The sequence below is a fragment of the Stenotrophomonas sp. Steno-Z10-HUANG genome (assembly GCF_056393075.1).
On the sequence record NZ_JBWJPA010000003.1, the window covers coordinates 251,249 to 277,464 of the forward strand.

At 70.1% G+C, this 26,216-nt stretch carries 23 protein-coding genes; 16 read left to right on the top strand and 7 right to left on the bottom strand.

Annotation, left to right across the window (positions count from 1 at the left end; genetic code table 11):
• Positions 1-11 precede the first annotated feature (11 nt).
• From AC06E6_RS06245 to AC06E6_RS06255, 3 genes are all read left to right on the top strand, one after another.
• A complete protein-coding gene (locus AC06E6_RS06245; RefSeq protein WP_240211950.1) occupies positions 12-1,145 on the top strand; it encodes a homocysteine S-methyltransferase family protein in 1,134 nt (377 codons plus the stop codon).
• Entirely contained in the window at positions 1,142-3,823 is a 2,682-nt protein-coding gene (gene metH, locus AC06E6_RS06250) for a methionine synthase (RefSeq protein WP_478060608.1), read from the top strand. Before AC06E6_RS06245 ends, metH begins: the two co-directional genes overlap by 4 nt.
• Before the next feature lie 262 nt (positions 3,824-4,085).
• Entirely contained in the window at positions 4,086-5,255 is a 1,170-nt protein-coding gene (locus AC06E6_RS06255; protein WP_240211948.1) for an amidohydrolase family protein, read from the top strand.
• Between the two features lie 113 nt (positions 5,256-5,368).
• Here the strand turns inward: AC06E6_RS06255 and AC06E6_RS06260 are convergent, their stop codons facing one another.
• Entirely contained in the window at positions 5,369-6,250 is an 882-nt protein-coding gene (locus AC06E6_RS06260) for a LysR substrate-binding domain-containing protein (RefSeq protein ID WP_104939066.1), read from the bottom strand.
• A 229-nt stretch (positions 6,251-6,479) separates the two neighbouring features.
• Between AC06E6_RS06260 and AC06E6_RS06265 the strand changes: the two genes are divergently transcribed.
• Both AC06E6_RS06265 and AC06E6_RS06270 read left to right on the top strand, forming a co-directional pair.
• Entirely contained in the window at positions 6,480-7,931 is a 1,452-nt protein-coding gene (locus tag AC06E6_RS06265; RefSeq protein WP_313231166.1) for an amidohydrolase family protein, read from the top strand.
• Positions 7,932-8,081: 150 nt separating this feature from the next.
• The gene (locus tag AC06E6_RS06270) at positions 8,082-9,305 is read left to right on the top strand and encodes an MFS transporter (RefSeq protein ID WP_478060611.1); all 1,224 of its coding nucleotides are present in this window, start codon (positions 8,082-8,084) and stop codon (positions 9,303-9,305) included.
• A 26-nt stretch (positions 9,306-9,331) separates the two neighbouring features.
• Here AC06E6_RS06270 and AC06E6_RS06275 read toward each other — a convergent pair whose 3' ends face one another.
• The 5 genes from AC06E6_RS06275 to AC06E6_RS06295 form a co-directional block, all read right to left on the bottom strand.
• Positions 9,332-9,976: a DUF2058 domain-containing protein gene (locus AC06E6_RS06275; RefSeq protein ID WP_478060613.1), complete on the bottom strand. Its 645-nt coding sequence runs from the start codon at positions 9,974-9,976 to the stop codon at positions 9,332-9,334.
• Between the two features lie 17 nt (positions 9,977-9,993).
• Entirely contained in the window at positions 9,994-10,236 is a 243-nt protein-coding gene (locus AC06E6_RS06280; RefSeq protein WP_104939070.1) for a SlyX family protein, read from the bottom strand.
• Positions 10,229-11,578 (bottom strand): UDP-glucose dehydrogenase family protein, encoded by a 1,350-nt coding sequence (locus tag AC06E6_RS06285; protein WP_478060616.1) that lies wholly within the window; start codon positions 11,576-11,578, stop codon positions 10,229-10,231. Before AC06E6_RS06285 ends, AC06E6_RS06280 begins: the two co-directional genes overlap by 8 nt.
• A gap of 21 nt (positions 11,579-11,599) precedes the next feature.
• Positions 11,600-12,559 carry an FKBP-type peptidyl-prolyl cis-trans isomerase N-terminal domain-containing protein gene (locus AC06E6_RS06290; protein ID WP_293758548.1) on the bottom strand — a complete coding sequence of 320 codons (960 nt, stop codon included), beginning with the start codon at positions 12,557-12,559 and terminating at the stop codon, positions 11,600-11,602.
• Positions 12,560-12,659: 100 nt separating this feature from the next.
• Positions 12,660-13,229, bottom strand: coding sequence for a glutathione peroxidase (locus AC06E6_RS06295; RefSeq protein WP_478060618.1), 570 nt, complete (start codon positions 13,227-13,229; stop codon positions 12,660-12,662).
• A gap of 132 nt (positions 13,230-13,361) precedes the next feature.
• Here AC06E6_RS06295 and AC06E6_RS06300 point away from each other — a divergent pair, with 132 nt between their 5' ends.
• From AC06E6_RS06300 to AC06E6_RS06330, 7 genes are read left to right on the top strand one after another with little or no spacing between them, the layout of a single operon-like run.
• The gene (locus AC06E6_RS06300) at positions 13,362-13,604 is read left to right on the top strand and encodes a hypothetical protein (protein ID WP_104939074.1); all 243 of its coding nucleotides are present in this window, start codon (positions 13,362-13,364) and stop codon (positions 13,602-13,604) included.
• 2 nt (positions 13,605-13,606) lie between these two features.
• Positions 13,607-13,969 (top strand): GntR family transcriptional regulator, encoded by a 363-nt coding sequence (locus tag AC06E6_RS06305; RefSeq protein WP_054666580.1) that lies wholly within the window; start codon positions 13,607-13,609, stop codon positions 13,967-13,969.
• Positions 13,966-14,838: an ABC transporter ATP-binding protein gene (locus AC06E6_RS06310; RefSeq protein WP_478060621.1), complete on the top strand. Its 873-nt coding sequence runs from the start codon at positions 13,966-13,968 to the stop codon at positions 14,836-14,838. The genes AC06E6_RS06305 and AC06E6_RS06310 overlap by 4 nt, the downstream gene beginning before the upstream one ends.
• Positions 14,835-15,848, top strand: a complete 1,014-nt coding sequence (locus AC06E6_RS06315) for a hypothetical protein (protein ID WP_161614040.1) — start codon at positions 14,835-14,837, stop codon at positions 15,846-15,848. The genes AC06E6_RS06310 and AC06E6_RS06315 overlap by 4 nt, the downstream gene beginning before the upstream one ends.
• 51 nt (positions 15,849-15,899) lie before the next feature.
• On the top strand, positions 15,900-16,739 hold the full coding sequence (locus tag AC06E6_RS06320) for a DUF4097 family beta strand repeat-containing protein (protein WP_478060623.1): 840 nt from the start codon (positions 15,900-15,902) through the stop codon (positions 16,737-16,739).
• 33 nt (positions 16,740-16,772) lie between these two features.
• The gene (locus AC06E6_RS06325; RefSeq protein WP_161614038.1) at positions 16,773-17,360 is read left to right on the top strand and encodes a DUF2884 family protein; all 588 of its coding nucleotides are present in this window, start codon (positions 16,773-16,775) and stop codon (positions 17,358-17,360) included.
• A gap of 60 nt (positions 17,361-17,420) precedes the next feature.
• On the top strand, positions 17,421-17,855 hold the full coding sequence (locus AC06E6_RS06330; RefSeq protein ID WP_104939078.1) for a hypothetical protein: 435 nt from the start codon (positions 17,421-17,423) through the stop codon (positions 17,853-17,855).
• Positions 17,856-18,163: 308 nt separating this feature from the next.
• Here the strand turns inward: AC06E6_RS06330 and AC06E6_RS06335 are convergent, their stop codons facing one another.
• Positions 18,164-19,561 (bottom strand): class II fumarate hydratase, encoded by a 1,398-nt coding sequence (locus tag AC06E6_RS06335; RefSeq protein WP_104939079.1) that lies wholly within the window; start codon positions 19,559-19,561, stop codon positions 18,164-18,166.
• 143 nt (positions 19,562-19,704) lie between these two features.
• On the opposite strand from AC06E6_RS06335, the gene purB reads away from it, so the two are divergent.
• From purB to AC06E6_RS06355, 4 genes are all read left to right on the top strand, one after another.
• Positions 19,705-21,087, top strand: a complete 1,383-nt coding sequence (purB, locus tag AC06E6_RS06340) for an adenylosuccinate lyase (protein ID WP_478060625.1) — start codon at positions 19,705-19,707, stop codon at positions 21,085-21,087.
• A gap of 290 nt (positions 21,088-21,377) precedes the next feature.
• Positions 21,378-23,366, top strand: coding sequence for a methyl-accepting chemotaxis protein (locus tag AC06E6_RS06345; RefSeq protein ID WP_478060627.1), 1,989 nt, complete (start codon positions 21,378-21,380; stop codon positions 23,364-23,366).
• Positions 23,367-23,526: 160 nt separating this feature from the next.
• On the top strand, positions 23,527-23,814 hold the full coding sequence (locus AC06E6_RS06350) for a hypothetical protein (protein WP_161615480.1): 288 nt from the start codon (positions 23,527-23,529) through the stop codon (positions 23,812-23,814).
• A 141-nt stretch (positions 23,815-23,955) separates the two neighbouring features.
• Entirely contained in the window at positions 23,956-26,211 is a 2,256-nt protein-coding gene (locus tag AC06E6_RS06355) for a putative bifunctional diguanylate cyclase/phosphodiesterase (protein ID WP_478060628.1), read from the top strand.
• Positions 26,212-26,216 lie beyond the last annotated feature (5 nt).

Genomic DNA, 26,216 nt, shown 5'->3' on the forward strand with positions numbered 1-26,216 from the left:
ACGGTCCGCCCATGCACGCCCTCCCCTGGCTCCATCCCGAACGCGTCGCCCTGCTGCTGCAGGCCCTCGCGCAGCGCATCCTGGTCATCGACGGCGCCATGGGCACGATGATCCAGCGCCATGGGCTGGAAGAGGCCGACTACCGCGGGCAGCGCTTCGCCGGCGGTTTCGATTCGCGCCACGACGCCCAGCCACCGGCCGCGCCCGGCACTGCCACGGCAGCGCCGCAGGCGCACGTCCATGGTGCCGGCTGCGGCCATGACCTGAAGGGCAACAACGACCTGCTGCTGCTGACCCGGCCGGACATCATCGCCGGCATCCACAGCGCCTACCTGGAGGCCGGCGCCGACCTGGTCGAGACCAATACCTTCAACGCCACCTCGATCAGCCAGGCCGACTACCACCTGCAGCACCTGGTGTACGAACTGAACAAGGCCGGCGCGCAGGTGGCACGGCAATGCTGCGACGCGATCGAGGCGAAGACCCCGGACAAGCCGCGCTTCGTGATCGGCGTGCTCGGCCCGACCAGCCGCACCGCCTCGATCAGCCCCGACGTCAACGACCCGGGCTTCCGCAACACCAGTTTCGACGAACTGCGCGCGACGTATCGCGAGGCCATCGACGGCCTGATCGACGGCGGCGCCGACACGCTGATGGTGGAAACCATTTTCGACACGCTCAACGCCAAGGCCGCATTGTTCGCCATCGAGGAAGCCTTCGATGCGCGCGGCGGGCGCCTGCCGGTGATGATCTCCGGCACCATCACCGACGCCTCCGGCCGCACCCTGTCCGGGCAGACCGCCGAGGCTTTCCATGCGTCGGTCGCGCACGGCCAACCGCTGTCGATCGGCTTCAACTGCGCGCTGGGCGCCAGCGACATGCGGCCGCACGTGGAAACCCTGGCGCAGGTGTCTGATGGCTACGTCAGCGCCCACCCCAACGCCGGCCTGCCCAACGCCTTCGGCGAGTACGACGAGACCCCGGAGGAAATGGCCGCCACGCTGAAGGAGTTCGCCACCTCCGGGCTGCTGAACCTGGTCGGCGGCTGCTGCGGCACCACCCCGGCGCACATCAAGGCGATCGCCGAGGCCGTGGCCGGGGTGCCGCCGCGGGCGCTGCCGCAGGCCCGGGAGCTGGCCGCATGAACACCCCGTCGTATACCCGCCTGTCCGGCCTGGAGCCGCTGGTCATCACCCCGGACCTGCTGTTCGTCAACGTCGGCGAGCGCACCAACGTCACCGGCAGCGCGCAGTTCCGCAAGCTGATCAAGGAGGAGCGCTACGAGGAAGCGGTGGAGGTGGCGCGTCAGCAGGTCGCCAGCGGCGCGCAGATCCTGGACGTCAACATGGACGAGGGCCTGATCGACTCCGAGAAGGCGATGACCCGCTTCCTCAACCTGATCATGTCCGAGCCGGATATCGCCCGCATCCCGGTGATGGTCGATTCGTCGAAGTGGAGCGTGATCGAGGCCGGGCTGAAATGCCTGCAGGGCAAGAGCGTGGTCAACTCGATCTCGCTCAAGGAGGGCGAAGCGGCGTTCGTCGAGCACGCCAGGCTGGTGCGCCGCTATGGCGCCGCCGCGGTGGTGATGGCCTTCGACGAGGACGGCCAGGCCGACACCTGCGCGCGCAAGGTGGAGATCTGCACCCGCGCCTACCGCATCCTGGTCGAGCAGGTCGGCTTCCCGCCGCAGGACATCATCTTCGATCCGAACATCTTCGCCGTCGCCACCGGCATCGAGGAGCACGACAACTACGCGGTGGACTTCATCGAGGCCACCCGCATCATCAAGCGCACGCTGCCGCATTGCCACGTGTCCGGCGGCGTGTCCAACGTCTCGTTCTCCTTCCGCGGCAACGAGACCGTGCGCCAGGCGATCCATGCGGTGTTCCTGTACCACGCCATCCGCGCCGGCATGGACATGGGCATCGTCAACGCCGGCGCGCTGCCGATCTACGACGACCTGGAACCGGAACTGCGCGAGCGGGTGGAGGACGTGATCCTCAACCGCCGCCGCGACGGTACCGAACGCCTGCTGGAGATCGCCGAGCGCTACAAGGGCAGGAAGGGCGAGAAGAAGGCCGAGGACCTGGGCTGGCGCGACAGACCGGTGCGCGAGCGGCTGGCGCATGCGCTGGTGCATGGGCTGGACAGCTGGGTCGAGGCGGATACCGAGGAGGCGCGGCAGCAGGCCAGCCGGCCGCTGGACGTGATCGAAGGGCCGCTGATGGACGGCATGAACGTGGTCGGCGACCTGTTCGGCGCCGGCAAGATGTTCCTGCCGCAGGTGGTCAAGTCGGCACGGGTGATGAAGAAGGCGGTGGCCTACCTGCTGCCCTTCATCGAGGCCGAGAAGCTGCGCACCGGCGACGTCGGCAAGAGCAACGGCAAGATCGTCATGGCCACGGTCAAGGGCGACGTGCACGACATCGGCAAGAACATCGTCGGCGTGGTCCTGGCCTGCAACAACTTCGAGGTGATCGACCTGGGGGTGATGGTCCCGGCGCAGAAGATCCTGGACACCGCGCGCGCCGAGAACGCCGACCTGATCGGCCTGTCCGGGCTGATCACGCCCTCGCTGGAGGAAATGAGCCACGTCGCCCGCGAGATGCAGCGCCAGGGCTTCAGCACGCCGCTGCTGATCGGCGGCGCCACCACCTCGCGCGCGCACACCGCGCTGAAGATCGACCCGCATTACGCCGCGCCGACAGTGTGGGTGAAGGATGCCTCGCGCGCGGTGGGCGTGGCGCAGTCGCTGATCTCGCCGGAGCTGCGCGGCGCTTTCGTCGCCGCCAACGACGCCGATTACGCCGACATCCGCCAGCGCCACCGCAACCGCGGCGACGCCAAGCGGCTGGTGTCGCTGGAACACGCGCGCGGCCAGCGCTTCCGCTGCGACTGGGCGCAGTACGTTCCGCCAGTGCCGGCCCAGCCCGGCGTGCACGTGTTCGAGGACTGGCCGCTGCAGGACCTGCTGCCGTTCATCGACTGGACCCCGTTCTTCAGCGCCTGGGAACTGGCCGGCAAGTTCCCGGCGATCCTAGACGACGAGATCGTCGGCACCCAGGCCAGCGCGCTGTACCGCGACGCCCGCGCGATGCTGGACACGATCATCAAGGAAAAATGGCTGACCGCCAGTGCCGTGTTCGGGCTGTGGCCGGCCAACAGCCGCGGCGACGACGTGGTGGTATCGCTGCCCGACGGCGAGACCACCCTGCACTTCCTGCGCCAGCAGGTGGACAAGCCGGCCGAGCGCCCGGACTTCTGCCTGGCCGATTTCATCGCCCCCCAGGACAGCGGCCGGCAGGACTGGATCGGCGCCTTCGCGGTCACCGCCGGCATCGGCATCGAGCCGCACGTGGCGCGCTTCGAGGCCGACCACGATGACTACAACGCGATCCTGCTCAAGGCGCTGGCCGACCGCCTGGCCGAGGCGCTGGCCGAGCGCCTGCACCATCGCGTGCGCACCGGCTACTGGGGCTATGCCGCCGGCGAGGCGCTGGACAACGAAGCGCTGATCGCCGAGCAGTACGTCGGCATCCGTCCCGCCCCCGGCTATCCCGCCTGCCCGGAGCACAGCGAGAAGCGCACGCTGTTCGCCATGCTCGGCGCCGAAGGCATCGGCATGTCGCTGACCGAGAGCTTCGCCATGCTGCCCACCGCGGCGGTGTCCGGCTATTACTTCAGCCACCCGCAGAGCCAGTATTTCGTGGTCGGGCGGGTGTCCAAGGAGCAGGTGGCCGACTATGCGCGGCGCAAGGGCGTGGACCGGGCGCAGGCCGAGCGCTGGCTGGCGTCGAACCTGGACTACGACCCGGATTGAGCGCACGCCACGCGGATGCGCCGGCATCCGCGTGCGGGGCCTGCGCCCGGGAATCGCCAGGGCGCCGTGGCGCGGGCGACACCCCACGGCGGCATGCCGCGCACGGCACTGAGCTGCGCGCGCGGGCGTTCCGTGCAAGGGCCGGTGACGCCGGCAGCCCGCCATCACCGTGGCGAATGCCGCCCATCGCGATACTTCATTTCCGCCGCGCCGACGGCGGCCCTATCGTGGCGGCCCCGCTCCCCTGCCCCGCGACACCGCCATGTTCGACCAGCTCTTCATCAACGCCATCGGCCCCGACGGTACGCCGCTGGAACTGGCCGTGGCCGGCGGCCGTTTCGCCGCCATCGGCCCGGCCCTGCCGCGCTGCGACGGCGTGGAACAGATCGACCTGGGCGGGCAGCTGGTGCTGCCGGGCCTGGTCGACGGCCATATCCACCTGGACAAAAGCTTCGTCGGCGACCGCTGGCACCCGCACCGCCCCGCGCACACCCTGCGCGAGCGCCTGTCCATCGAAAAGCAGGAACTGGCGGCCGCGCCCTCCATCGTCGAGCGCGCCGACGCCCTGGTGGCGCAGGCGGCCGCGTTCGGCACCGTGGCGATGCGCAGCCATGTCGACGTCGACGCCACCACCGGCCTGGACCACCTGCATGCGGTGAACGCGGTGCGCGAACGCTGGCGTGGCATCGTCGACATCGAACTGGTCGCGTTCCCACAGGCCGGCGTGCAGTCTTGCCCCGGCACCGCGCAGGTGCTGGACGCGGCGATGCGCGAAGGCGCGCAGGTGGTCGGCGGGATCGACCCGGACACGCTCGACGGCGACAGCACCGGCCAGCTCGACGTGGTGTTCGGCATTGCCGAGCGCCACGGCGCCAAGGTCGACATCCACCTGCACGAACCCGGCCTGGGCGGCATCGAACAGTTGCGGCGCATCGCCGAACGCAGCCGCGCGCTGGGTATGCACGGACGCGTCGCGGTCAGCCATGCCTATGCGCTGGGCGAAGTGGATACCGCGCAGCTGGAGCGCATCGCCACGACGCTTGCCGATGCCGGCGTGGCGATCATGACCAATGCCCCGGGCGACCGCCCGTTCCCGCCGGTGCGGCAGTTGCGCGCGGCCGGCGTGGAGGTGTTCCTGGGCAACGACAACATCCGCGACGCCTGGTGGCCGTATGGCAACGGCGACATGCTGCAGCGGGCGATGCTGCTGGGCTACCGCTCCGGGTTCCATACCGACGAGGAGCTGTGCATGGCGCTGCAGATGGCCACCGGCGCCGGCGCGCGCGTGCTTGGCCTGCAGGACTACGGCCTGGCCGTGGGCAACGAAGCCACCTTCCTGGTGCTGGACGCGCCCAATGCCGCGGCCGCGGTGGCCGGGGTACCGTGCCGCCGCGGCATCGTGCGCCGCGGCCGGCTCGGGCCGGACGCCTGATCGATTGCCCGGGAGCGGCACGCCCGCTCCCGTAGGTGCGGGGCTTGCCCCGCACGAGGCTTCACCGGACGGCTGCGTGCGGGGCAAGCCCCGCACCTACGGCCTCCGCGCGCTTATGCCTGCGGCTGCGCCAGCATCTCCACCAGCATGTCGGCCAGCACCCGCACCTCGGGGTCGGCCGAGGGCCGCATCAGCAGCGCCAGTTCGATGCTGTCGATCTCCGGCAGGCCGCTTTCCACGCCCAGCACCACATGCGCCGGTGTCACCGTGCGCGCCGGCAGCAGGCTGATGCCGAGCCCATCGGCGACCGCCGCCTGGATGCCGCCGAGGCTGGAACTGGTGAAACTGATGCGCCAGCGCCGGCCCAGCGCCTCGATCGCGTCGATCATGTCCTCGCGGTACAGGCCGCGTGGCGGGAAGGCCACCAGCGGCACCGGGTCCAGCGCAAACGCGGGGCTGGCGGCGCTGTCGATCCAGCGCATCGGCTCGGGCCAGCGCGCAAGCGCCTCGCGGCTGCCGCGGCGCTGTTTGACCAGCGCCAGGTCCAGCTCGCCACGGTCGTAGCCCTCGGCCAGCGCGCGGCTCAGGCCACTGCTGACCTCCAGCTTCACCCGTGGGTGGCGCCGGCTGAAATCGGCCAACAGGTGCGTGGTGCGGCCGCCGGCGAAATCCTCCGGCACACCCAGGCGCAGGGTGGTGGCCACCCCCGCGCCGGACAGCGCCTCGCCCAGTTCCTCGTTCAGCGCCAGCAGGCGCCGCGCGTAGCCCAGCACGGTCTCGCCGGTATCGGTGGGGCGCACGTCGCGCACGCCACGGTCGAGCAGCCGGTGCCCGGCCAGTTCCTCCAGCCGCCGCACCTTCTGGCTGATCGTGGACTGGGTGGAATGCAGGCGCGCGGCGGCGGCGGTGAAGCTGCCGCAGTCGGCCACCGTCAACAGGGCGCGCAGCAGATCGAGGTCGAACAGCACCCTATTCGATTTCGGACTGTTTTCCATCGGTACATTTCATTTCTGGATGGACGCACCGGCTTGTAGCATCGCCCCGGAGCGCATGCAAACCCCCGCCCGCCGCGCTGCTCCCGGCGCCGCGCGCAGCGCAGACCCGGACAGGCGGCGACCACCCCGCATCGGCTCGACGTACCGCGATCCGGCGCGTGCCCGGCCGGTACCTGCCGCCCTCTCCTCCCGTCGTGCGGGCAGCCACGCCCGCCCTGGAACGCACCGAATGAACACCACGCTCCGCTTCGCCCTTTCCTCGCTGCTGGCGCTGGCGTCGCCGGCATTGGCCGCACGCCTGGATGCCGATGTGCTGATCCGCCACGCCACCGTCGTCGATGTCGAGCACGCCCGCACCCTGCCCGGCCAGGCCGTTGCGATCCGCGGCGGCGACATCGTCGCGGTCGGCGCGGACGCGACGCTGGCCGGCCAGTGGCGCGCGCGCAGAACGCTCAATGCGCGCGACCGCTACCTGATCCCGGGGTTGTGGGACATGCACGTGCATTTCGGCGGCGGCCCGGCACTGGTCGAGGAAAACAAGGCATTGCTGCCGCTGTACGTCGCCCATGGCATCACCAGCGTGCGCGACGCGTCCGGCGACCTGCCCGGGCAGGTGCTGGCGTGGCGGGCGCAGATCGCCGACGGCCAGCTGTTCGGGCCGCAGCTGTTCACCTCCGGCGCCAAGATCGAAGGCATCGCCCCGGTCTGGAAGGGCACCCTGGAAGCCGGCGACGAGGCCGGCGTGGACGCCGCGCTGGACCGCGAACAGCGCGACCGGGTCGATTTCGTCAAGATCACCGACAGCACGCTCAAGCCGGAGCTGTTCCTGTACGCGGTGTCCGAGGCGAGCAAGCGCGGCCTGCGCACCTCGGGCCACATCCCGATGGCGCTGACCGTCGGCCAGGCCATCGACGCCGGGCTCAGTTCCATCGAGCACCTGGACTACGCGTTCCAGGCCGGCGTTCCGGACGAGGCCCGGATCGCCGCTGATTTCGCCGCTGGCCGCATCGACCGCGCCGAGGCCAGCCGCCGCCTGCACGAGGGCTTCGACCGCGCCACCGCGCTGGCCGCCTATCGCCGCTTCGCCGAACGCGGGGTCGCGGTCACGCCCACGCTCGACGGCAGCCGCATCCTCAGCTTCCTCGACAGCGAAGCGCATGCCGATGACCCGTACCTGGCCTACATCGGCCCGGGCCTGCGCAAGACCTACGCCTGGCGCGTGGAGCGCGCCGCCAGCGCCACGCCGGAACAGGTCCAGGCGCGGCACGCGCGCCATGCCCGGGTCGCCGCGGTGCTGCCGCTGCTGCAGGAGGCCGGCGTGCGCATCATGGCCGGTACCGATGCCGGCTTCCTCAATTCCTACAACTATCCCGGCATCGGCCTACACAACGAGCTGGCGCTGTATGTGCGCCATGGGCTGACGCCGGCGCAGGCACTGGCCACGGCCACCCGCAACGGCCCGGCGTGGTTCGGCAGGCTGGACCGCTATGGCGCCATCGTCGCCGGCAAGGCCGCCGACCTGGTGCTGCTGGAGCGCAACCCGCTGCAGGACATCACCGCGACCAGCAGCATCGACACGGTGGTGTTGCGCGGCACCGTCTACGACCGCGCCGCGCTGGATGCGATGCTCGCCGGAATCCGTGCCCAGGTCGCCACCTGGAACGCCGAAGCCAGCCCCTGATCAGCGGATGCCTGCGGCGCTTTAGCGGCCGCTCCGGCCCCGCCCCCGCGCGGACGGCGCAAGCGCGCCTTCCGCGCGCAATACGGCGGGACGCGGCGCGGCGCAGGGCGCACAATAGGCACCCTGCTTTACGCGCCCGCGCGCCTGTTCATGACCTCCCCGATCCCGCTGCAGCCCACGGTCCCCGTCGCCCGGCTGTCCAGCTTCTATTTCTTCTACTACGCCGCGCTCGGCGCGTTCACTCCGTACTGGAGCCTGTACCTGCAGTCGCGCGGCATGGGCGTCACCGCGATCAGCGTGATGATGAGCCTGTGGTACGCCACCCGGGTGGTCGCGCCCAGCACCTGGACCTCGCTGGCGGCGGTCTCGCCGCGCCCGATCCGCTGGCTGCGCATCGGCTGCGTGTTGACCGTGATCAGCTTCGCCGGCTTCCTGCTGCCGCAGCCGACGTGGACGCTGTACGCGGTGATGGTCGGGTTCTGCTTCTTCTACAACGCGGTGATGCCGCAGTTCGAGTCCATCACCCTCACCCACTTGGGCAGCGACAGCCACCGCTACGGCATGATCCGGGTATGGGGCTCGCTGGGCTTCATCGCCGTGGTCACGCTGTTCGGCTGGGTCATCGAACGCCATGGCGCCGGTCTGCTGCCGTGGCTGATGCTGCCGCTGTTCGTACTGATGACCGGCGCGTCCTTCGCCAACCGCTATGCCCGCCATGTCGGCACCCATGCCGCGCACGTGCAGGGTTTCTGGTCGATCGTGCGGCGGCCGCCGGTGCTGGCGTTCTTCATCGCCGCATTCCTCGAGCAGCTTTCGTTCGGGCCGTACTACACGTTCTTCTCGCTGTACATGGACCAGCATGGCTACAGCACCTCGCTGCTGGGCCTGATGTGGACGGTGGGCGTGGTGTTCGAGGTGGCGGTGTTCTTCCTGATCGCCGGCTTCTTCCGGCGCTGGGACGCCAGCTGGCTGCTGATCATCTCCATGGCCAGCGCCGCACTGCGCTGGTGGGCCACCGCGCTGTGGCCGGAGGACCTGCCGGTGATGCTGGTGGCGCAGGCCACCCACTGCCTGGGCTTCGCCGCGTTCTTCGCCTCGGCGATGCAGCTGCTGGCGCGCTACTTCCCCGGCAACCTCAACGGCCACGGCCAGGGGCTGTTCTACGGGTTCTCGTCGGGCCTGGGCGGCGTGCTCGGCGCGTTGATCGCCGGCCAGCTGTGGCCGTTCGGCGACGGCAAGGTGGCCTTCATCGCCGGCGGCTGCTTCGCGCTGGCCGGCGCGGTGATCGCGTTCTGCTTCGTACCGGAGAGGAACCGCCGTGGACGCGGGGGGGCGTCCCCCGCGTGCTCCGGCGGGCATCGCGACGCGCCCTGAGGCACCGTGCGGGGCAAGCCCCGCACCTACCAGACCAGGTCGTCGGGCACCTGGTACATCGGGTCGGCGTAGGGGTCGTCCCCGGCCGGTGCGTCGGGATCGACCTTCAGTGCCACGGCCGGGGCGAAGATCTTCTCCGCCTCGGCCAGCAGTTCGGCCGTCACCAGCAGGTAGCGCCCGTTCTGCTGCAGCACGCCCAACTGCCCGGCATTGAGCGCCTTGAGCTGGTCGGCGGTGACGTAGATGCGCTTGATCTTGCCGCCATAGGGAAAGTGGCGGGCGATATCGGCGTCGGGGTCGTTCAGCCCCTTGTCCTTGATCAGCTCGTCCAGCCGGGCCTTGGCCTCGCGGCGCAGGCGGGCTTCTTCCTGCTTCCGGCGTTCGGCCTCGATGCGCTCGTCCTTTTCCTTCTGCGCGCGGATCGCATACGCCTTGGCCAGGTCGATGTCTTCCTGCGAACGCGGCTTGCGCGGCCCCGGCGGGCCGCCATGGGCGGGCTTGTTGCCGTGCGCCGGCTTGCCGGCATGGCCGGGCTTGCCAGCGGGCTTGTTGCCGGCCTGCGCCGGCCTGCCCTGCGGGCGGCCGTCGCGGCGGGTGTCGGGCTTGCGCTCCGGCTTGGGCGCGGGCTTGAAGCCCAGCCCGAGGAGCTGGTCGCGGAGAGTGTCGCTCATGCGTGCGGTACGTCGTATCAGTAGTGCGGGGGCGGCGGTTCGCTCGCCGGGTCGGAGGCATTGAGCGCATTGCGCACCTTGCCCAGGTCCTCGAGCAGCACGCGCAGCACGTCGGCGTTGCGGCTGCCCTGCATGCGCGCATCGGCCAGCGCTTCGCTCAGCTCGGCCAGCGCGTGCTCTTGGAAGGACACACGCATTTCAAGTTCCACCAGGCGTTCTTCCAGGGCCTGTTCGCGGGCGCTCGGCAGCAGGTCAGACATGCAGGGAGCGCCCCCGGCCGATGCCGTAATAGGCCAGTCCGGCCGCCTCGATCTCATGCGGGTCGTACAGGTTGCGGCCGTCGAACACCACCGCGTCGCCCAGCGCCTGGCGGATGCGGGCGAAATCCGGGCTGCGGAACTGTTTCCATTCGGTGACCACGATCAGCGCATCGGAGCCTTCCAGCGCTGCGAACGCCGAGTCGCACAGCACCAGGTCGTCGCGTTCGCCGAAGATACGGCGGGCCTCGTGCATCGCCTCCGGGTCGTAGGCGCGCACCCGCGCGCCGGCCTCCCACAGCTGCGCCAGCAGGCGGCGGCTGGAGGCTTCGCGCATGTCGTCGGTATTGGGCTTGAACGCCAGCCCCCACACCGCGAAGGTCTTGCCGCGTACGCCCTCGTCCTCGCCCCGGTCATAGTGACGCTGGACCAGTTCGAACAGGTGCCCCTTCTGCGCCTCGTTCACCGCTTCCACCGCCTCGAGCAGGCGCGGCGCATGGCCGTACTGCAGGGCGGTGCGGGCCAGCGCCTGCACGTCCTTGGGGAAGCACGAGCCGCCGTAGCCGGCGCCGGGATAGATGAAGTGCCAGCCAATGCGCGGGTCCGAGCCGATGCCCTGGCGGACGTGCTCGATGTCGGCGCCGACGCGCTCGGCGATGTTGGCGATTTCGTTCATGAACGAAATCTTGGTCGCCAGCATCGCGTTGGCCGCGTACTTGGTCAGCTCGGCCGAACGCACGTCCATTTCCACCACGCGGTCGTGGTTGCGGTTGAACGGTGCGTACAGGCGGCGCATCACCGCCACCGGCGCGTCGCTGGCGGCGCCGATGATGATGCGGTCCGGGCGCATGCAGTCGGCCACCGCATCGCCCTCTTTCAGGAATTCGGGGTTGGAGACCACGTCGAACGCGATCTCCACGCCGCGCGCGGCCAGTTCCTCGGCGATCGCCGCGCGGACCTTGTCGGCGGTGCCCACCGGCACCGTCGACTTGTTGACCACCACGGTCGGCACCTGCAGGTGCCGGCCGATGGTGCGGGCCACCGCCAGCACGTACTGCAGGTCGGCGCTGCCATCCTCGTCCGGCGGCGTGCCGACCGCGATGAAGACCACCTGGCCATGCGCGATCGCGGAGGCCGCGTCGGTGGTGAAGGCCAGCCGCGACGCGGCATGGTTGGCCTTGACCATCGGTTCCAGTCCCGGTTCGTAGATCGGGATGACGCCCCGGTTCAGGCCGTCGACCTTGGCCTGGTCGATGTCGACACAGACCACGTCATGCCCAACCTCGGCCAGGCAGGTCCCGGTGACGAGTCCGACGTAGCCGGTACCGAAAATCGCAACGCGCATGGGTGCAGGGGCTCCGTGGGGTTACTGCAGGACGCCCAGCAGCTCGACGTCGAAGGTCAGCGTCGCGTCCGGGCCGATCGGGCCGCCCGGGGTGCCGTTGCTGCCATAGGCCAGTTCGGACGGGACCCAGAACCGGTACTTGGAACCGACCGGCATCAGCGACACGCCTTCGGTCCAGCCCTTGATCACCTGGTTCAGGCCGAAATCGGCCGGCTGGCCGCGCTGGTAGCTGCTGTCGAACACGGTACCGTCCAGCAGCTTGCCTTCATAGTTCACACGCACGCGGCTGGTGGCCATCGGGCGCTCGCCGCTGCCCGCGCGCAGCACCTGGTACTGCAGGCCCGAGGCGGTGGTCACCACGCCCGGCTGGGTCTTGTTCTTGGCCAGGAATGCATTGCCTTCCTCGCGGTTCTTGCCGGCGGCGGCGGCCTGCTTGGCGGTGCTGAACGCCTGCAGCGTTGCCTGCGCCTGCTGGCGGTCCATCAGCGGCGTGCCCTTGGCGAAGAGGGTGCCGATGGCCTGGAACACCGCGTCCAGGTCGATGTCGCCGCGGATCGGCGCCAGCGACGGGCCGACGGCGTAGCTGCCCAACATCAGGCCGACCTTTTCGCGGTCCACCGCCGGCGGCTGGCTGCCCGGCGCCATGCCCGGCACCTGCTGGCCGGAACGGATCATCATCGCCATGCGCAGCGCCTGGTCGGTCTTCTGCGCTTCTTCCTGCGACAGCAGCGGCTGGCCGCCGGCGAAGGCGTTTTCCACGGCACGGCGCAGCGCGGCGACGTCGACTTCCGAGGCGATGGGTTCGAACGAACTGGCGACGTCCACGCCGATGGCATAGCCGATCTTTTCACGTTCCGAGGTCAAAACGGACTTCTCCTTGGTGGCCGCCGGGGCGGCAGGTTGTTGCGCGATCACGGCCGCGGGGACCGCCAACGCCAGAATCATCAGCGACGCCACGGCGCCGCGCTTTCCCATCTTCATTCGCTGCTTTCCTGGAAGTGAACAGACGCCGGCATCGGCGCGAAGGGCGCCATTGTCGCACGCACACCGGCGATGTCGAGGCGGTGCACCGCCGCGCGCATCAGCGGCGGCCCGGCACCGGCCGCGCGAGTTCGCGCTCGATCGCCGCGCGCAGTTCCGGGTCGTCCGGCCGCACCTTGCTGGGGAACTGCGCCACCACCCGGCCGTCGCGCGCGATCAGGTACTTGTGGAAGTTCCAGCCCGGCGCCACGCCGGTCAGGCGGGTGAGGTCGCGATAGAGCGGCGTGGCCTCGGCGCCGGTCACGTGCACCTTCTGGAACATCGGGAACTTGACCCCGTAGGTCAGCGTGCAGAACTCTTGGATCTCCGCCTCGCTGCCCGGCTCCTGGCCCTTGAAGTCATTGGAGGGAAAGCCCAGCACCGCGAAACCGCGCCCGGCGAGCGCCTGGTGCAGGGCTTCCAGCCCCTCGTACTGGGGCGTGTAGCCGCATTTGGAGGCGGTGTTCACCACCAGCAGCACCTTGCCGCCGTACTCGCGGTTCAGGTTCACCGGGTCCTTTCCGGCAAGCGGCCGGTAGTCGCGGTCCAGCAAGGCACCGTCGGCGGCGCCCGCCCCCCCGGCCATGGACATGGCAAATACCACTGCAATCAGGTATTTGCGGATAGACATCGGAATTCTCCTGGGTGTGTGCGCGGGTCATGCGCAGACTAGGCCATCAGTTGGGTTACAGGGGAGTTGCATGTCGGCGTGTCGGTGTTATAGTTGCATACAACACCAGCCACCCTACACAGGGGGACCGCCATGAACCGAAGGCACCAGCGACATCTTCTCCCGGCACTGACCGCTGCCGGCACGTTGTTGTTGATCGGTTGCACGCTGTCCCTGCCTGCCGGCCGTGGCGCGGTCCAGGATTATGCCGCCGGGACCACCGGCGAAGAGCAGGAGGCCAACGTGCAGGAGAAGAAGCGCCCCATCCGGCGGATGCGGACCAGCCTTTCCCTGCCCTACTTCTCATTCGCACAGTCGCTGAATCCACGGAGCTGACCATGAGCGATATCCAGTGGAGCGATGGCGCTCCCATCTACCGCCAGCTGAAGGATCGCGTCATCGCGATGATGCTGGACGGGGTCATCAAGCCGGGCGACGCCCTGCCCTCGGTACGCCAGGTGGCGGCCGAGTACCAGTTGAACCCGATCACGGTCTCGCGCGCCTACCAGGAACTGGCCGACGAGAACCTGGTCGAGAAGCGCCGCGGCCTGGGCATGTTCATGACCGAGGAAGCCGCGCGCAAACTGCGCGGCAGCGAGCGCGACCGTTTTCTCAATGAAGAGTGGCCCGGGGTGCTGGAACGCATCCAGCGCCTGGGCCTGACCTTGGAAGATCTGCTGCCACCGGGGACCACACCATGAATGCCGCCGTCGACGCCGTCGTTTCCGCCCAGGGCCTGCGCAAGGCCTACAAGCAGAAGCCGGCACTGGACAACACCAGCTTCACCATCGCCCCGGGCCGCATCGTCGGCCTGATCGGCCCCAATGGCGTCGGCAAGACCACGGCGCTCAAGGCCCTGCTCGGGCTGACCGCGTTCGAGGGCGACCTGCGCGTGCTCGGCATGGACCCGCGCACCCAGCGCAACGCGTTGATGAACGACGTGTGCTTCATCGCCGACGTGGCGGTGCTGCCGCGCTGGATCCGGGTCAAGGAAGCCATCGATTTCGTCGCCGGCGTGCACCCGCGCTTCGACCGCGCCCGCTGCGAGCGCTTCCTCGCCAACACCAAGCTGCAACCGAAGCAGCGCGTGTCCGAGCTGTCCAAGGGCATGGTGGTGCAGCTGCACCTGGCGCTGGTGATGGCCATCGACGCGCGCGTGCTGGTGCTGGACGAGCCGACCCTGGGCCTGGACATCCTCTACCGCAAGGAGTTCTACCAGCGCCTGCTGGAGGACTACTTCGACGAACAGAAGACCATCATCATCACCACCCACCAGGTCGAGGAGATCGAGCACATCCTCACCGACGTGCTGTTCATCCGCGACGGCCGGATCGTGCTCTCGGCCGACATGGAGAACGTGTCCGAGCGCTATACCGAGCTGCTGGCATCGGCCGACACCCTGCAGGCCGCACGCGAGCTGTCGCCCATCGACGAGCGCGCGCTGCCGTTCGGCAAGACCGTGCTGCTCTACGACGGCGCCGACCGCACCCAGCTCGACGCCCTGGGCGAAACCCGCAACCCCGGCCTTGCCGACCTGTTCGTGGCCATCATGAAGGGAACCTACGCATGAACGCCGTCCATCACATCACCCCGCTGGGCAAGTTCAAGTGGCTGCTCAAGCGCGAGTACTGGGAAAACCGCGGCGGCTTCCTGCGCGCGCCGCTGGTGGCCGGCGGCATCTCGCTGCTGCTGTCGCTGATGGCGATCATCGCCGGCCTGATCGCCGCCCGCCGCGCCGCCGAGAACGGCGACCTGCACATCAACGGCATCCAGGTCAACGGCCTGGACCTGGGCATGCTGACCCAGCACATGACCCCCGCGGACATCGCCAAGTTCGGCGAGGGCATGAACATGACCCTGCTGCTCAGCTCGGCCTGGCCGTTCATCACCCTGGCGTTCGTGGTGTTCTTCTACTGCCTGGGCGCGCTGTACGACGACCGCCGCGACCGCAGCGTGCTGTTCTGGAAATCGATGCCGGTCTCGGACACGCAGACGGTCCTGTCCAAGCTGGTCGGGGCGCTGGTCATCGCCCCGCTGCTGGCGGTGGTCGCGGCCATCATCACCATGTTCGGCTTCATGGTCATGATCAGCCTGGTGGTGCTGTTCCACGGCGGCAACCCGGTGACCCTGATCTGGGCCTCGTCCAATCCGTTCTCGATCGCCGCCAGCCACCTGGCCTGGATCCCGGTCTACGCGCTGTGGGCGCTGCCCACCGCCGGCTGGCTGCTGCTGTGCTCGGCCTGGGCGCGCAGCAAGCCGTTCCTGTGGGCGGTGATGCTGCCGGTGTTCGCCGGCGTCATCGTCAGCTGGTTCGACCTGATGAAGCTGTTCGGCCTGAACAGCGGCTGGTTCTGGGGCCACGTGGTCAGCCGCCTGCTGCTCAGCGCCACCCCGGGCATCGAACTGGCCTACCGCAGCCCCACGCCGACCGGCGAGTCGGTCAAGTCGATGCTGCATGGCTTCTCGCCCGGCGTGCAGCTGGCGGGCCTGGCCAACCCCGAGCTGTGGGTCGGCGTCGTGGTCGGCGCCGTGTTCATCGCCGCGGCGATCTGGCTGCGCCAGCGCCGCGACGACACCTGATCCGCCGCTGTCGATCCGCCCCCCCCATCCGCCGTGACCCCGAGGAACCCGATGGACATCAAGCACGCGACGATCAAGCCCCTGCTGTTCGCCCTGGCCCTGCTGCCGGGCGTGGCCCTGGCCGACGAACACTGCAAGTTCAGCCAGCCGCAGGCAATGGACCTGGCGCTGGCCGGGGTCAAGGCCGTGGTGTTCGAGGTCAACAGCCATGACCTGCGGCTGCAGGCATCGCCCGGCGCCCGCGCCGCCCTGTCCGGCCGCGCCTGCGCGTCCAGCCAGGACCTGCTCGGCCAGCTCTCGCTCACCCAGGAAAAGGTCGGCGACAAGCTCGTCGTCCGCCTGCAGCGCGAGAGCCGCGGGCTGAACATCGGCTTCGGTTCCAGCTATGCGTGGCTGGACATCACCGGCACGCTGCCCGACACGCTGCTGGTGCAGCTCAAGGTCGGATCCGGCGATGCCTCGCTCAGCGGCGCCCAGGCGATGAGCGCCGATGTCGGCTCCGGCGACGTGAAGGCCCGCGACATCAAGGCGCTGGCCACCGCCGCGGTCGGCTCCGGCGACATCGAGCTGGACAACGTCGGCGCGCTGCACGTGGTCTCGATCGGCTCGGGCGATGTCCGCGTCGGCGGGGTGCGCGGCGATGCCAGGGTCGGCAGCATCGCCTCGGGCGACCTGGAACTGCGCGACGTGCAGGGCAACGTGGAGATCGACAGCATCGGCTCGGGCGACGCCGACATCGGCGGCGTCCGCGGCACGGTCGGCCTCGGCACCCTGGGCTCGGGCGACCTGCGCGTGCGCGATGCCGGCGGCCTGCGGGTCCGGCACAGCGGCAGCGGTTCGATCGACCACTCCGGCATCCGCGGCACCGTGGAACTGCCGAAAAAGCGGTGACATTCCCTTCTTGCCAGCAACGGAAGCACGCCCATGAAAACCCTCAAAGCCCCCCTGCTCGCGCTGGCGCTGTGCCTGCCGCTGCTTGCCTGCGGCGAACGCCCGCAGGCCGATGATCCGCTCGGCGAAGCCAGCATCGGCCAGAAGGTGCGCGAAGCCACCAACCGCGCGCGCAAGGAAATCACCGAGAAGAACATCAGCATTTCCAGCGACGGCGGCGCCAAGGTGGAGATTTCGCCCGCCGGCGACCTGCTGATCGATGGCCGCAAGATCGCGGTCGACGACGCCCAGCGCAAGCTCCTGCTGGAGTACCGCGCGCAGGTCGTCCAGGTCGCCGAGGCCGGCATCGAGATCGGCGTGCAGGGCGCCAACCTTGGCGTCCGCGCCGCCGGCGAGGCGCTCAAGGGCGTCCTCTCCGGCGACACCGAGCAGATCGAGAAGCGGATCGAGGACGAGGCCAGGAAGCTCGAGCAGAGCGCCACTCGCATCTGCGACCAGCTGCCGGCGATGCTCGCCACCCAGCAGCGGCTGGCCGCGGCCATCCCCGAGTTCAAGCCCTACGCGAAGATGGACCAGAGCGACATCGATGAATGCCGCAACGGCCGGGTGACGGCACGCTGACCGCCAGCGGCGGGGGAGCGGTAGAATCGGCGCTCCCCCGCCGTACCGCTCCACCCCGCCATGAACAAGTTGCTGCTGTCCCTCCTGCTGGCATGCATCGCCGCCGTCGCCGGTTGCGGCGACCGCGAGCAGTACACCGCCCACCGCGCCGAGCGCAGCAAGCCGAAGATGGAGGTGGGCGCCAACATGGTGTCGGTGCGGCGTGCCCCTTACCCGAACCTGGACATCCTGCCCGACGGCAGGCTGCGCGTGGATGACATCGAGATCCCGCTCGACGAGGCGCAGCGCGCGCTGCTGCGGACCAGCTTCGTCAAGCTGCAGATCCTGCGCCAGAACACCCTGACCGAATCCACCGCGCCCGCCGATGCCAGCGGCCGCACCATCCCGCTGGACGTGCCCGCCGGCGAAACGCCGTTCCCGCCGGACCTGGCCGAGCGCATTCCCGAGTTCAAGCAGTACGGCGAAGCGCTGGCCAACCCGCGCGCACTGCGCTGAATCCCGCGCCGCGGCCGCTCATCCGGCCGCGGTGGCATGAACCGCGCGCGGGCCGGCACCGCAGGCCACCGGGTGCCGACGCACCGCCCGGGCCCGCCCGCTCCCGGCGACCCGGCGAACCCGGCATGCAGGCAGGACGCCGGCCTCCAGCAATGCCGGCACCGTCCGCGCGAGCTGCGTGGAAACAGGATGCCGGACAGCGCGCGGCGATCATGGATCCGCGGATGCAGCGGTCCCGTCGGCGCCGATGCCGGCCCACGCGTCGTGCCGCGGACTGCCGCGCCGGCAACCGCCGGGTTCCGGCGCCCTCAATGGTCGTGGATGCCCCCACGCGTCAACGCCGCCGGGTCCAGCAGGCGCTTGAGTTCGGCTTCCGGCAGGCCGCTGTCCTCGCGGGCGATCTCCAGTACCGGGCGCTGTTCCCGGTAGGCGCGCTTGGCGATGGCCGCGGCCTTCTCGTAACCGATGATCGGGTTGAGCGCGGTCACCAGGATCGGGTTGCGCGCCAGCGCCTCGCGTACCCGCTCCTGTTTGACCACCAGCCCGGCGAACACCCTGTCGGCCAGCAGGGTCATCACGCTGGACAGCAGCTGGATGGAGTCGAGCAGGTTGGCCGCGATCAGCGGCAGCGCCACGTTCAACTGGAAGTTGCCGGTCTGCCCGGCCACGGTGATCGCGGTGTGGTGGCCGATCACCTGCGCGGCGGCCATCACCGTCGCTTCCGGGATCACCGGGTTGACCTTGCCCGGCATGATCGAACTGCCGGGCTGCAGCGCCGGCAGCTCGACCTCGCCCAGCCCGGCCAGCGGCCCGGAATTCATCCAGCGCAGGTCGTTGGCGATCTTGATCAATGCCACCGCCAGCGCGTTGAGCTGGCCGGACAGCTCCACCGCGTCGTCCTGCGCGGCCAGGCCTTCGAACTTGTTCTGCGCGCTCTCGAAACGGGTGCCCGTGGCGCTTGAAAGCGCCCGCGCCACCTTGCCGCCGAAGCGCGGATCGGCATTGATCCCGGTGCCGATCGCGGTGCCGCCCAGCGGCAGCCGGCGCAGCCGCTTCAGTGCGTCCTCGATGCGCCCCTGCGCCGATTCCAGCTGCGCCGACCAGGCGCCGAACTCCTGCGCGAAGGTCAGCGGCATCGCGTCCATCAGGTGGGTGCGGCCGGTCTTCACCACCTTGCCCAACGCCCGCCCGCGCCTGTCGATGGCGCGGCGCAGGTGCCGGAGCGCCGGCAGCAGGGTCTGCACCGTTTCCAGCTGCGCCGAGACGCGGATGGCGGTGGGAATCACGTCGTTGGAACTCTGCCCCAGGTTGACGTGGTCGTTGGGATGCACGTGGGCCTTGCCGGCCTTGCCGCCCTGGTTGGCCAGCGTGGCGATGACCTCGTTGGCGTTCATGTTCGACGAGGTACCAGAGCCGGTCTGGTAGACGTCGACCGGGAACTGCGCGTCGTGCGCGCCGGCCGCCACCTCCAGGGCCGCGGCGCGGATCGCCCGGCCCACGCCCTTGGGCAGCAGCCCGAGCCCGGTGTTGACCTCGGCGGCACTGGCCTTGATCAGCCCCAGCGCGCGGATGAAGGCGCGCGGCATGCGCTGCCCCGACACCGGGAAGTTCTGCACGGCACGCTGGGTCTGCGCCCCCCACAGGGCCTCGGCCGGCACCTGCAGTTCGCCCATGCTGTCGTGTTCGATCCGGAATTTCCCGCCCATCGGCATTCTCCCAGCCCTCGTCGAATAAGGCGTCCGAGGATACGCCGCAGCTGCGCATGCCGGCGTGTGCGCGGCGTGCGCGGGCGGCCATTCCGGACAGGCCGTAGAATATGCGCCCCCGCCCCTTGCCCCTGCCTGCCGACATGACCGAACCGTCCCGCCCGGAAGCCGCCCTGCTCGCCCTGTCCCCGCTCGACGGGCGCTACGCGTCCAAGGTCGACGCGCTGCGCCCGATCTTCTCCGAGTACGGCCTGATCCGCGCGCGGGTGAAGGTGGAGATCGAGTGGCTGCTGGCGCTGGCCGCCGAGCCGGGCATCGGCGAACTGGCCGACTTCTCCGCCGCCGGCAGGGCGCGCCTGCGCGCGCTGGCCGATGGCTTCTCGGTGGCCGACGCCGCCCGGGTCAAGGAGATCGAGCGCACCACCAACCATGACGTCAAGGCGGTGGAGTACTTCATCAAGGAGCGGCTCAAGGACGACGCCGAACTGGCGCCGGCGCTGGAATTCGTGCATTTCGCCTGCACCAGTGAGGACATCAACAACCTGTCCTACGGGCTGATGCTGGCCGAGGCGCGCGGCACCGTGCTGCTGCCTGCCCTGCAGGGCATCGCCGCCTCGCTGCGCCAGCTGGCCCACGCCCAGGCCGCGCAGCCGATGCTCTCGCGCACCCACGGCCAGACCGCCTCGCCGACCACGCTGGGCAAGGAAGTGGCCAATGTCGTCGCACGCCTGGAACGGCAGATCCGCCAGATCGGCGCGGTCGAGCTGACCGGCAAGATCAACGGCGCGGTGGGCAACTACAACGCCCACGTGGTGTCCTACCCGGACGTGGACTGGCCGGCCTTCGCCGAACGCTTCGTCACCTCGCTGGGCCTGGTGTTCAACCCCTACACCACCCAGATCGAGCCGCATGACAACGTCGCCGAGATCGGCGATGCCGCGCGCCGCGCCAACACCATCCTGATCGATCTGGCGCGCGACATCTGGGGTTACGTGTCGCTGGGCTACTTCAAGCAGAAGCTCAAGGAGGGCGAAGTCGGCTCCTCGACCATGCCGCACAAGGTCAACCCGATCGACTTCGAGAACGCCGAGGGCAACTTCGGCATCGCCAATGCGCTGTTCGAGCACTTCAGCGCCAAGCTGCCGATCAGCCGCTGGCAGCGCGACCTGACCGACTCCACCGTGCTGCGTGCGCTGGGCACCGCGTTCGGCCACACCCAGGTGGCGCTGGAATCGCTGGCCAAGGGCCTGGGCAAGCTGGAAGTGAACCCCCAGCGGCTGGACGCCGACCTGGACGCGGCCTGGGAAGTGCTGGCCGAGGCGGTGCAGACGGTGATGCGCCGCCACGGCCTGCCCAACCCGTACGAGCAGCTCAAGGCCCTGACCCGCGGCCAGGGCATCACCGCCGAGTCGATGCGTGGGTTCATCGAATCGCTGGACCTGCCGGCCGAGGCCAGGCAGCGCCTGCGCGAGCTCACCCCCGGCGGCTACGCCGGCCTGGCCGCATCGCTGGCCAGGGCAATCTGACCCCGGCCCCGGCCGCTGGTCCCGGGCCGGGCTTCCCGCATGCAACGGCCAGGCACCCGCCTGGCCGTTGCCGCATGTGCCCGCCGGCTGCCGCCGCCGGCGCCCGGCGGACCTCTGGAACAATGACCGCCAATCGTGTAGAAAAGCGCGGTTGAGGTACCGCCAGACGCGGTGACCGGCTTTGCCGGGCAGGACGCACGGGCCTGCAAGACGAAGCGCCATGACAGCCACTCCCCCGGGGTGGCTGTCATGGCGCTTTTTTCATGCCCAGGTTTTCAACAGGGGGATTCATGGGTGCTGTCGAGACATCGCGAACGCGGGATGCGGAGGCCATCGAGGCCGACCGGTTGTTCCTGCCGATGCTGGCGCTGCTGGGGGTGGCGGCGCTGGCGCATGCACTGGATTCGGGTGGCTGGATCCTGTTCGTGGCCGTGTACCTGCCCACCACCGCGTTCGCGGTGCTGCAGGCGCGGCGTGCGCCGGGCACCCGCCGCAGCCGCCTGGCGATCGCCGCGGCGCTGGTCGCGGCGCTGGCTGCCGCCCCGCCCGCGCTCGGCCCCGCCGGCAGCGTGGCCGTGGCCGCCCTGCTGTTGTGCTATCGCGACTGGGTACCGCTGGCGCTGGCGGCAACCGGCCTGCTGCTGTGGTTGACGGCGCTGCAGCCGATGCTGGCCGCGGCACTGCCACAGATGGCCGCGGTCTCGGTGGTAACCGGGATTGCCTGCATATTCGCGGTGCGGCTGCGCGGCTCCGGTACGGAACCACGACCGCACGCGGACCAGGAAGACGCCGCGGCTGCACCGCTGCCCGCCGCCACCAGCGCCGCGCCCGGCTTCCATGTCGAAGCCGCGCTGTGCGCGCTGCGCACCGGCATGATGATCGCCGACCGCGAACACCACATCGTCTATGCCAACCAGGCGGTCATCGCGATCCTGCGCAACCAGCGCGCGGAACTGCTCAAGGCGTTCCCGGACTTCGACCCCGAGCGCCTGATCGGCGCCAGCATCCATTGTTTCCACCGCGACCCGGCGCGCATCCGCGCCCTGCTCGACACCCTCGACGGCGCTCACTCCGGCCGCATCCAGATCGGCGAGGCGCATTTCAGCCTGAACGTCACCCCGATGGTCGACGCCGACGGCCAACGCCACGGCTTCGTCGTCGAATGGCACGACCGCACCGCCGAAGCGCGCATGGAGCACGACATCGCCACGATCATCGACGGCGCCGCGCAGGGCCGGCTGGACCAGCGCCTGCAGGCATCCGGCGAGGCCGGCCTGATGGGGCGGCTGTCCCGGGGCGTGAACCGGCTGCTCGACGCCACCGCCGAAAGCGCCGACGAAATGCGCCAGTTGCTGTCGGCACTGTCGCGCGGCGACCTCGGGCGACGCATCACCCGCGACTTCGACGGGGTGTTCGGGCAGATGAAGACCGACGCCAACGCCACCGCCGAACAACTGGCCGGCATCGTCGCCGGCATCCAGCAGTCCGCCGACCGCATCGCGGCGGCCGCCGGCAGCATCACCGGCGGCAACGACGAGCTGTCCGCGCGCACCGGGCGGCAGGCGGCCACGCTGCGCGAGGCGGCCGCCTCGATGGACCGGCTCACCGCCACCATCGGCGACAATGCCGGGGCCGCGCACCACGCCAGCCAGCTGGCCGAGGGCGCCGCGGCGGTCGCCCGCCAGGGCGGCCAGGTGGTCGACGAGGTGGTGCTGACCATGCGCGCCATCGAAACCGCGTCGCGCAGGATCGGCGAGATCATCGGGGTGATCGACGGCATCGCCTTCCAGACCAACATCCTGGCCCTGAACGCGGCGGTCGAGGCCGCCCGCGCCGGCGACAGCGGGCGTGGCTTCGCCGTGGTCGCCGCCGAGGTGCGCACGCTGGCGCAGCGCTCGGCCGTCGCCGCGCACGAGATCAAGGATCTGATCGGCAACTCGGTGGAGAAGGTTGCCGACGGCTCGGCGCAGGTGGAAAAGGCGCGCCGCACCATGGTCGACATCGTGGCCTCGGTGCAGCACGTCACCGCCCTGACCGCGGAGATAGCGAGCGCCTCGCGCGAGCAGAGCGCGGGCATCGCACAACTCAACCAGACCATCGCGCAGATGGACAGGAGCACGCAGCAGAACGCGCTGCTGGTGCAGGAAACCGGGCGCGCCACCCACGACATGGAGCATGAGGCCGCCCGGCTGGCGCAGGCCGCCGCCCGGTTCCGGCTGGCGCCAGCAGCAGGCACGACCACGGCGCTACCGCGTGCGGTGTCGACGGTGGCATGGTGACGAAAGGCCCGCGTGGCGGGAAACGATGGACGCTTTTCACGCAAACATGGAACAGGAACAGATGTCGAGCATGCCCCCCACCTCCGCCGGTGCCGCAGGCGGTCCGGAACCGGACGCCGCGCCCACCGCGCCGCCCCCGCGCCCCGCACGGGACAGCGGCGTGGCCCGGATCATCTGCACCGACCCGGCCCTGGCCGCGCGGCTGCGCGCGCTCATGGCCGCGACCGGTGACGCCGAGGTCATCCAGCAGAGCTGCGATTGCGACCGCGCGCCACTGTGCCGGTGGCTCGATCCGGACCCGCTGGGCCCCACCGGGCAGGTCCAGGCCACCCTGTACGAGGCCATCGAAACCCTGGAGCGCAGCCGGCATGCCTTCCGCTCGCGCGAGATGGGGCAACTGCGGCAACGCCTTACCCGCCTGCTGGAGGATCTGGCAGGCGCCGCTTGACCCGGGTGCCGCGCCACGCGCGGACCCGCTTTGCCGGGCAGGACGCACGGGCCTGCAAGACGAGGCGCTGCGGGGGCCGTTCCGGACGGAACCGCCGCCGTGGCGCTTTTTCCATGCTGGTCTTCAACGCAAGAGGGAACCATGGGTGCCGTCGACACACTGCAGGAGCTGATGCGGCGAATCGGGCTGGAGCAGGCGGAAATCAGCGAACGCGGCCGCCTGCTGGAATGGGGCCAGGACGACGCGCGGCGCCTGAACGAAAACGCCGCGCGCATGGCCGCCGCGCAGGCCGCATTCATCGAGCGGCTGTACCGCCACCTCGATGATTTCCCCGCCCCGGCCGCGCTGCTCGGCGACGCGGGCACCGTGCACCGGTTGAAGCAACGGCAACTGGAGTACTACCAGCGGCTGTGGCAGGGGCCCTACGACCGCGACTACATCGACAACCGCCTGCGCATCGGCCTGATCCACCACATCAACGGCGTCGAGCTGAAGTGGTACCTGGCCGCCTACAGGCTGTACCTGGAGCAGATGCTGGCGCCGCTGTGCGGCCAGGGCGCCGACGTGCAGCTTTTCTCCAGCCTGCTCAAGGCCGTGTTCTTCGACATGACCCTGGCCATCGACACCTACAGCGCCGCCCAGCGCAAGGCGCTGGAGGACAGCGAGGCGCGCTTCGCGCGGGCCCTGCGTGGCGCCCATGACGGGATCTGGGACTGGCATCCCGGGGCGGACACCCTGTACGTGTCCGAGCGCTGGGCGGACATGATCGGGCTGGAGCGGCAGGCCCTGGGCCAGACCAGCGACGCCTGGTTTTCCCGGGTCCATCCCGATGACCTGCCCGGCCTGCACCAGGCCATCAACGCGCACCTGCACGGGGAATCGGACTGGATCCACCACGAATACCGCGTCCGCTGCCGCAATGGCGACTGGCTGTGGGTGCTCAGCCGCGGCGTGGCCGAGGCCGACCGTGACGGACAGCTGCGCATCACCGGCTCGCAGAGCGACATCAGCCGGCGCAAGGCCGTCGAACACCAGCTGCACCACGCCGCCCGCCACGACCCGCTGACCGGGCTGGCCAACCGCCTGCGGCTGGACGAGCTGCTCCTGCATACCCAGCGCCAGCTGCACGACACCGGCAGCGGCCAGGCAGCGGTGCTGTTCATCGACCTGGACCGCTTCAAGCTCATCAACGACAGCTTCGGCCACCTGTTCGGCGACGGCGTGCTGGTCGAGGTCGGCCGCCGGCTCGCGCAGTGCCTGCGCGCCGCTGACCACTTGTTCCGCTTCGGCGGCGACGAATTCGTGGTGCTGCTGGTCGACCCCGGCAGCGCCGGGTGCGCCGAACAGGTCGCCCAGCGCATCCTCGGCCACCTGCACCAGCCGATGCGCGTGGACGACCGCACCCTGGTGGTCAACGCCAGCATCGGCATCGCCACCCTGCATGCCAGCGCCGACCTCAACGATGCGCTGCAGGCCGCCGACCTTGCCCTGCACCAGGCGAAGCAGGCCGGCAAGGCCCAGTTCGCCCACTATAGCGTCGGGCTTCAGGCCAGCGCGCAGCGCCAGCTGGAGCTGGAGAGCGCATTGGGCCAGGCGCTGGCGCGTGGCGAGTTCGTGCTGCACTACCAGCCGATCCACCGCCTGGACGCGCACGACCCGCCGATGGCCGGGGTCGAGGCGCTGCTGCGCTGGCGCCACGATGGCCGCCTGGTGCCGCCGCTGGAGTTCATCCCCTCGCTGGAGGAATCCGGGGAAATCGTCCAGGTGGGGGACTGGGTGCTGCGCGAGGCCTGCCGGCAGACCCGGGCCTGGCAGCTGGCCGGGCACCGGCACCTGTACTGCTCGGTCAACCTCTCGCGGCGCCAACTGCAGCAGGACGACTTCGTCGCGCGCGTGGTGGCCATCCTCGACGACACCGGCCTGCCCGCGGCCAGCCTGGTGCTGGAAATCACCGAAACCCACCTGATGCAGGACAGCAACGCCACCCTGGGCGCAGCACTGCGGCGCCTGGCCGCGCTCGGCGTGCGGCTGGCGCTGGACGACTTCGGCACCGGCTACTCGTCGCTGGGTTACCTCAAGCGGTTCCCGCTGCACATGCTGAAGATCGACAAGAGCTTCATCGCCGGCCTGCCCGGCGACGCCGAGCTGGGGGTGATCAGCCGCGCCATCATCGGCCTCGGCCACAGCCTGGGCCTGGAGGTCGTGGCCGAGGGCGTCGAGCACGCCCGCCACCTGGAGTTCCTGCGCGCCGAAGGCTGCCCGCTGGCCCAGGGCTACGGCTTCAGCCCGCCCTGCCCGGCCGCGGTGCTGGAGCGCCTGCTCGAGGGCGGCGCCGCGCCGCTCCCGCCGCTGGCCCCGCCCGCGGCGGTGCTAGGCGCGTCGGCGGCGGCTGGGTGACAATG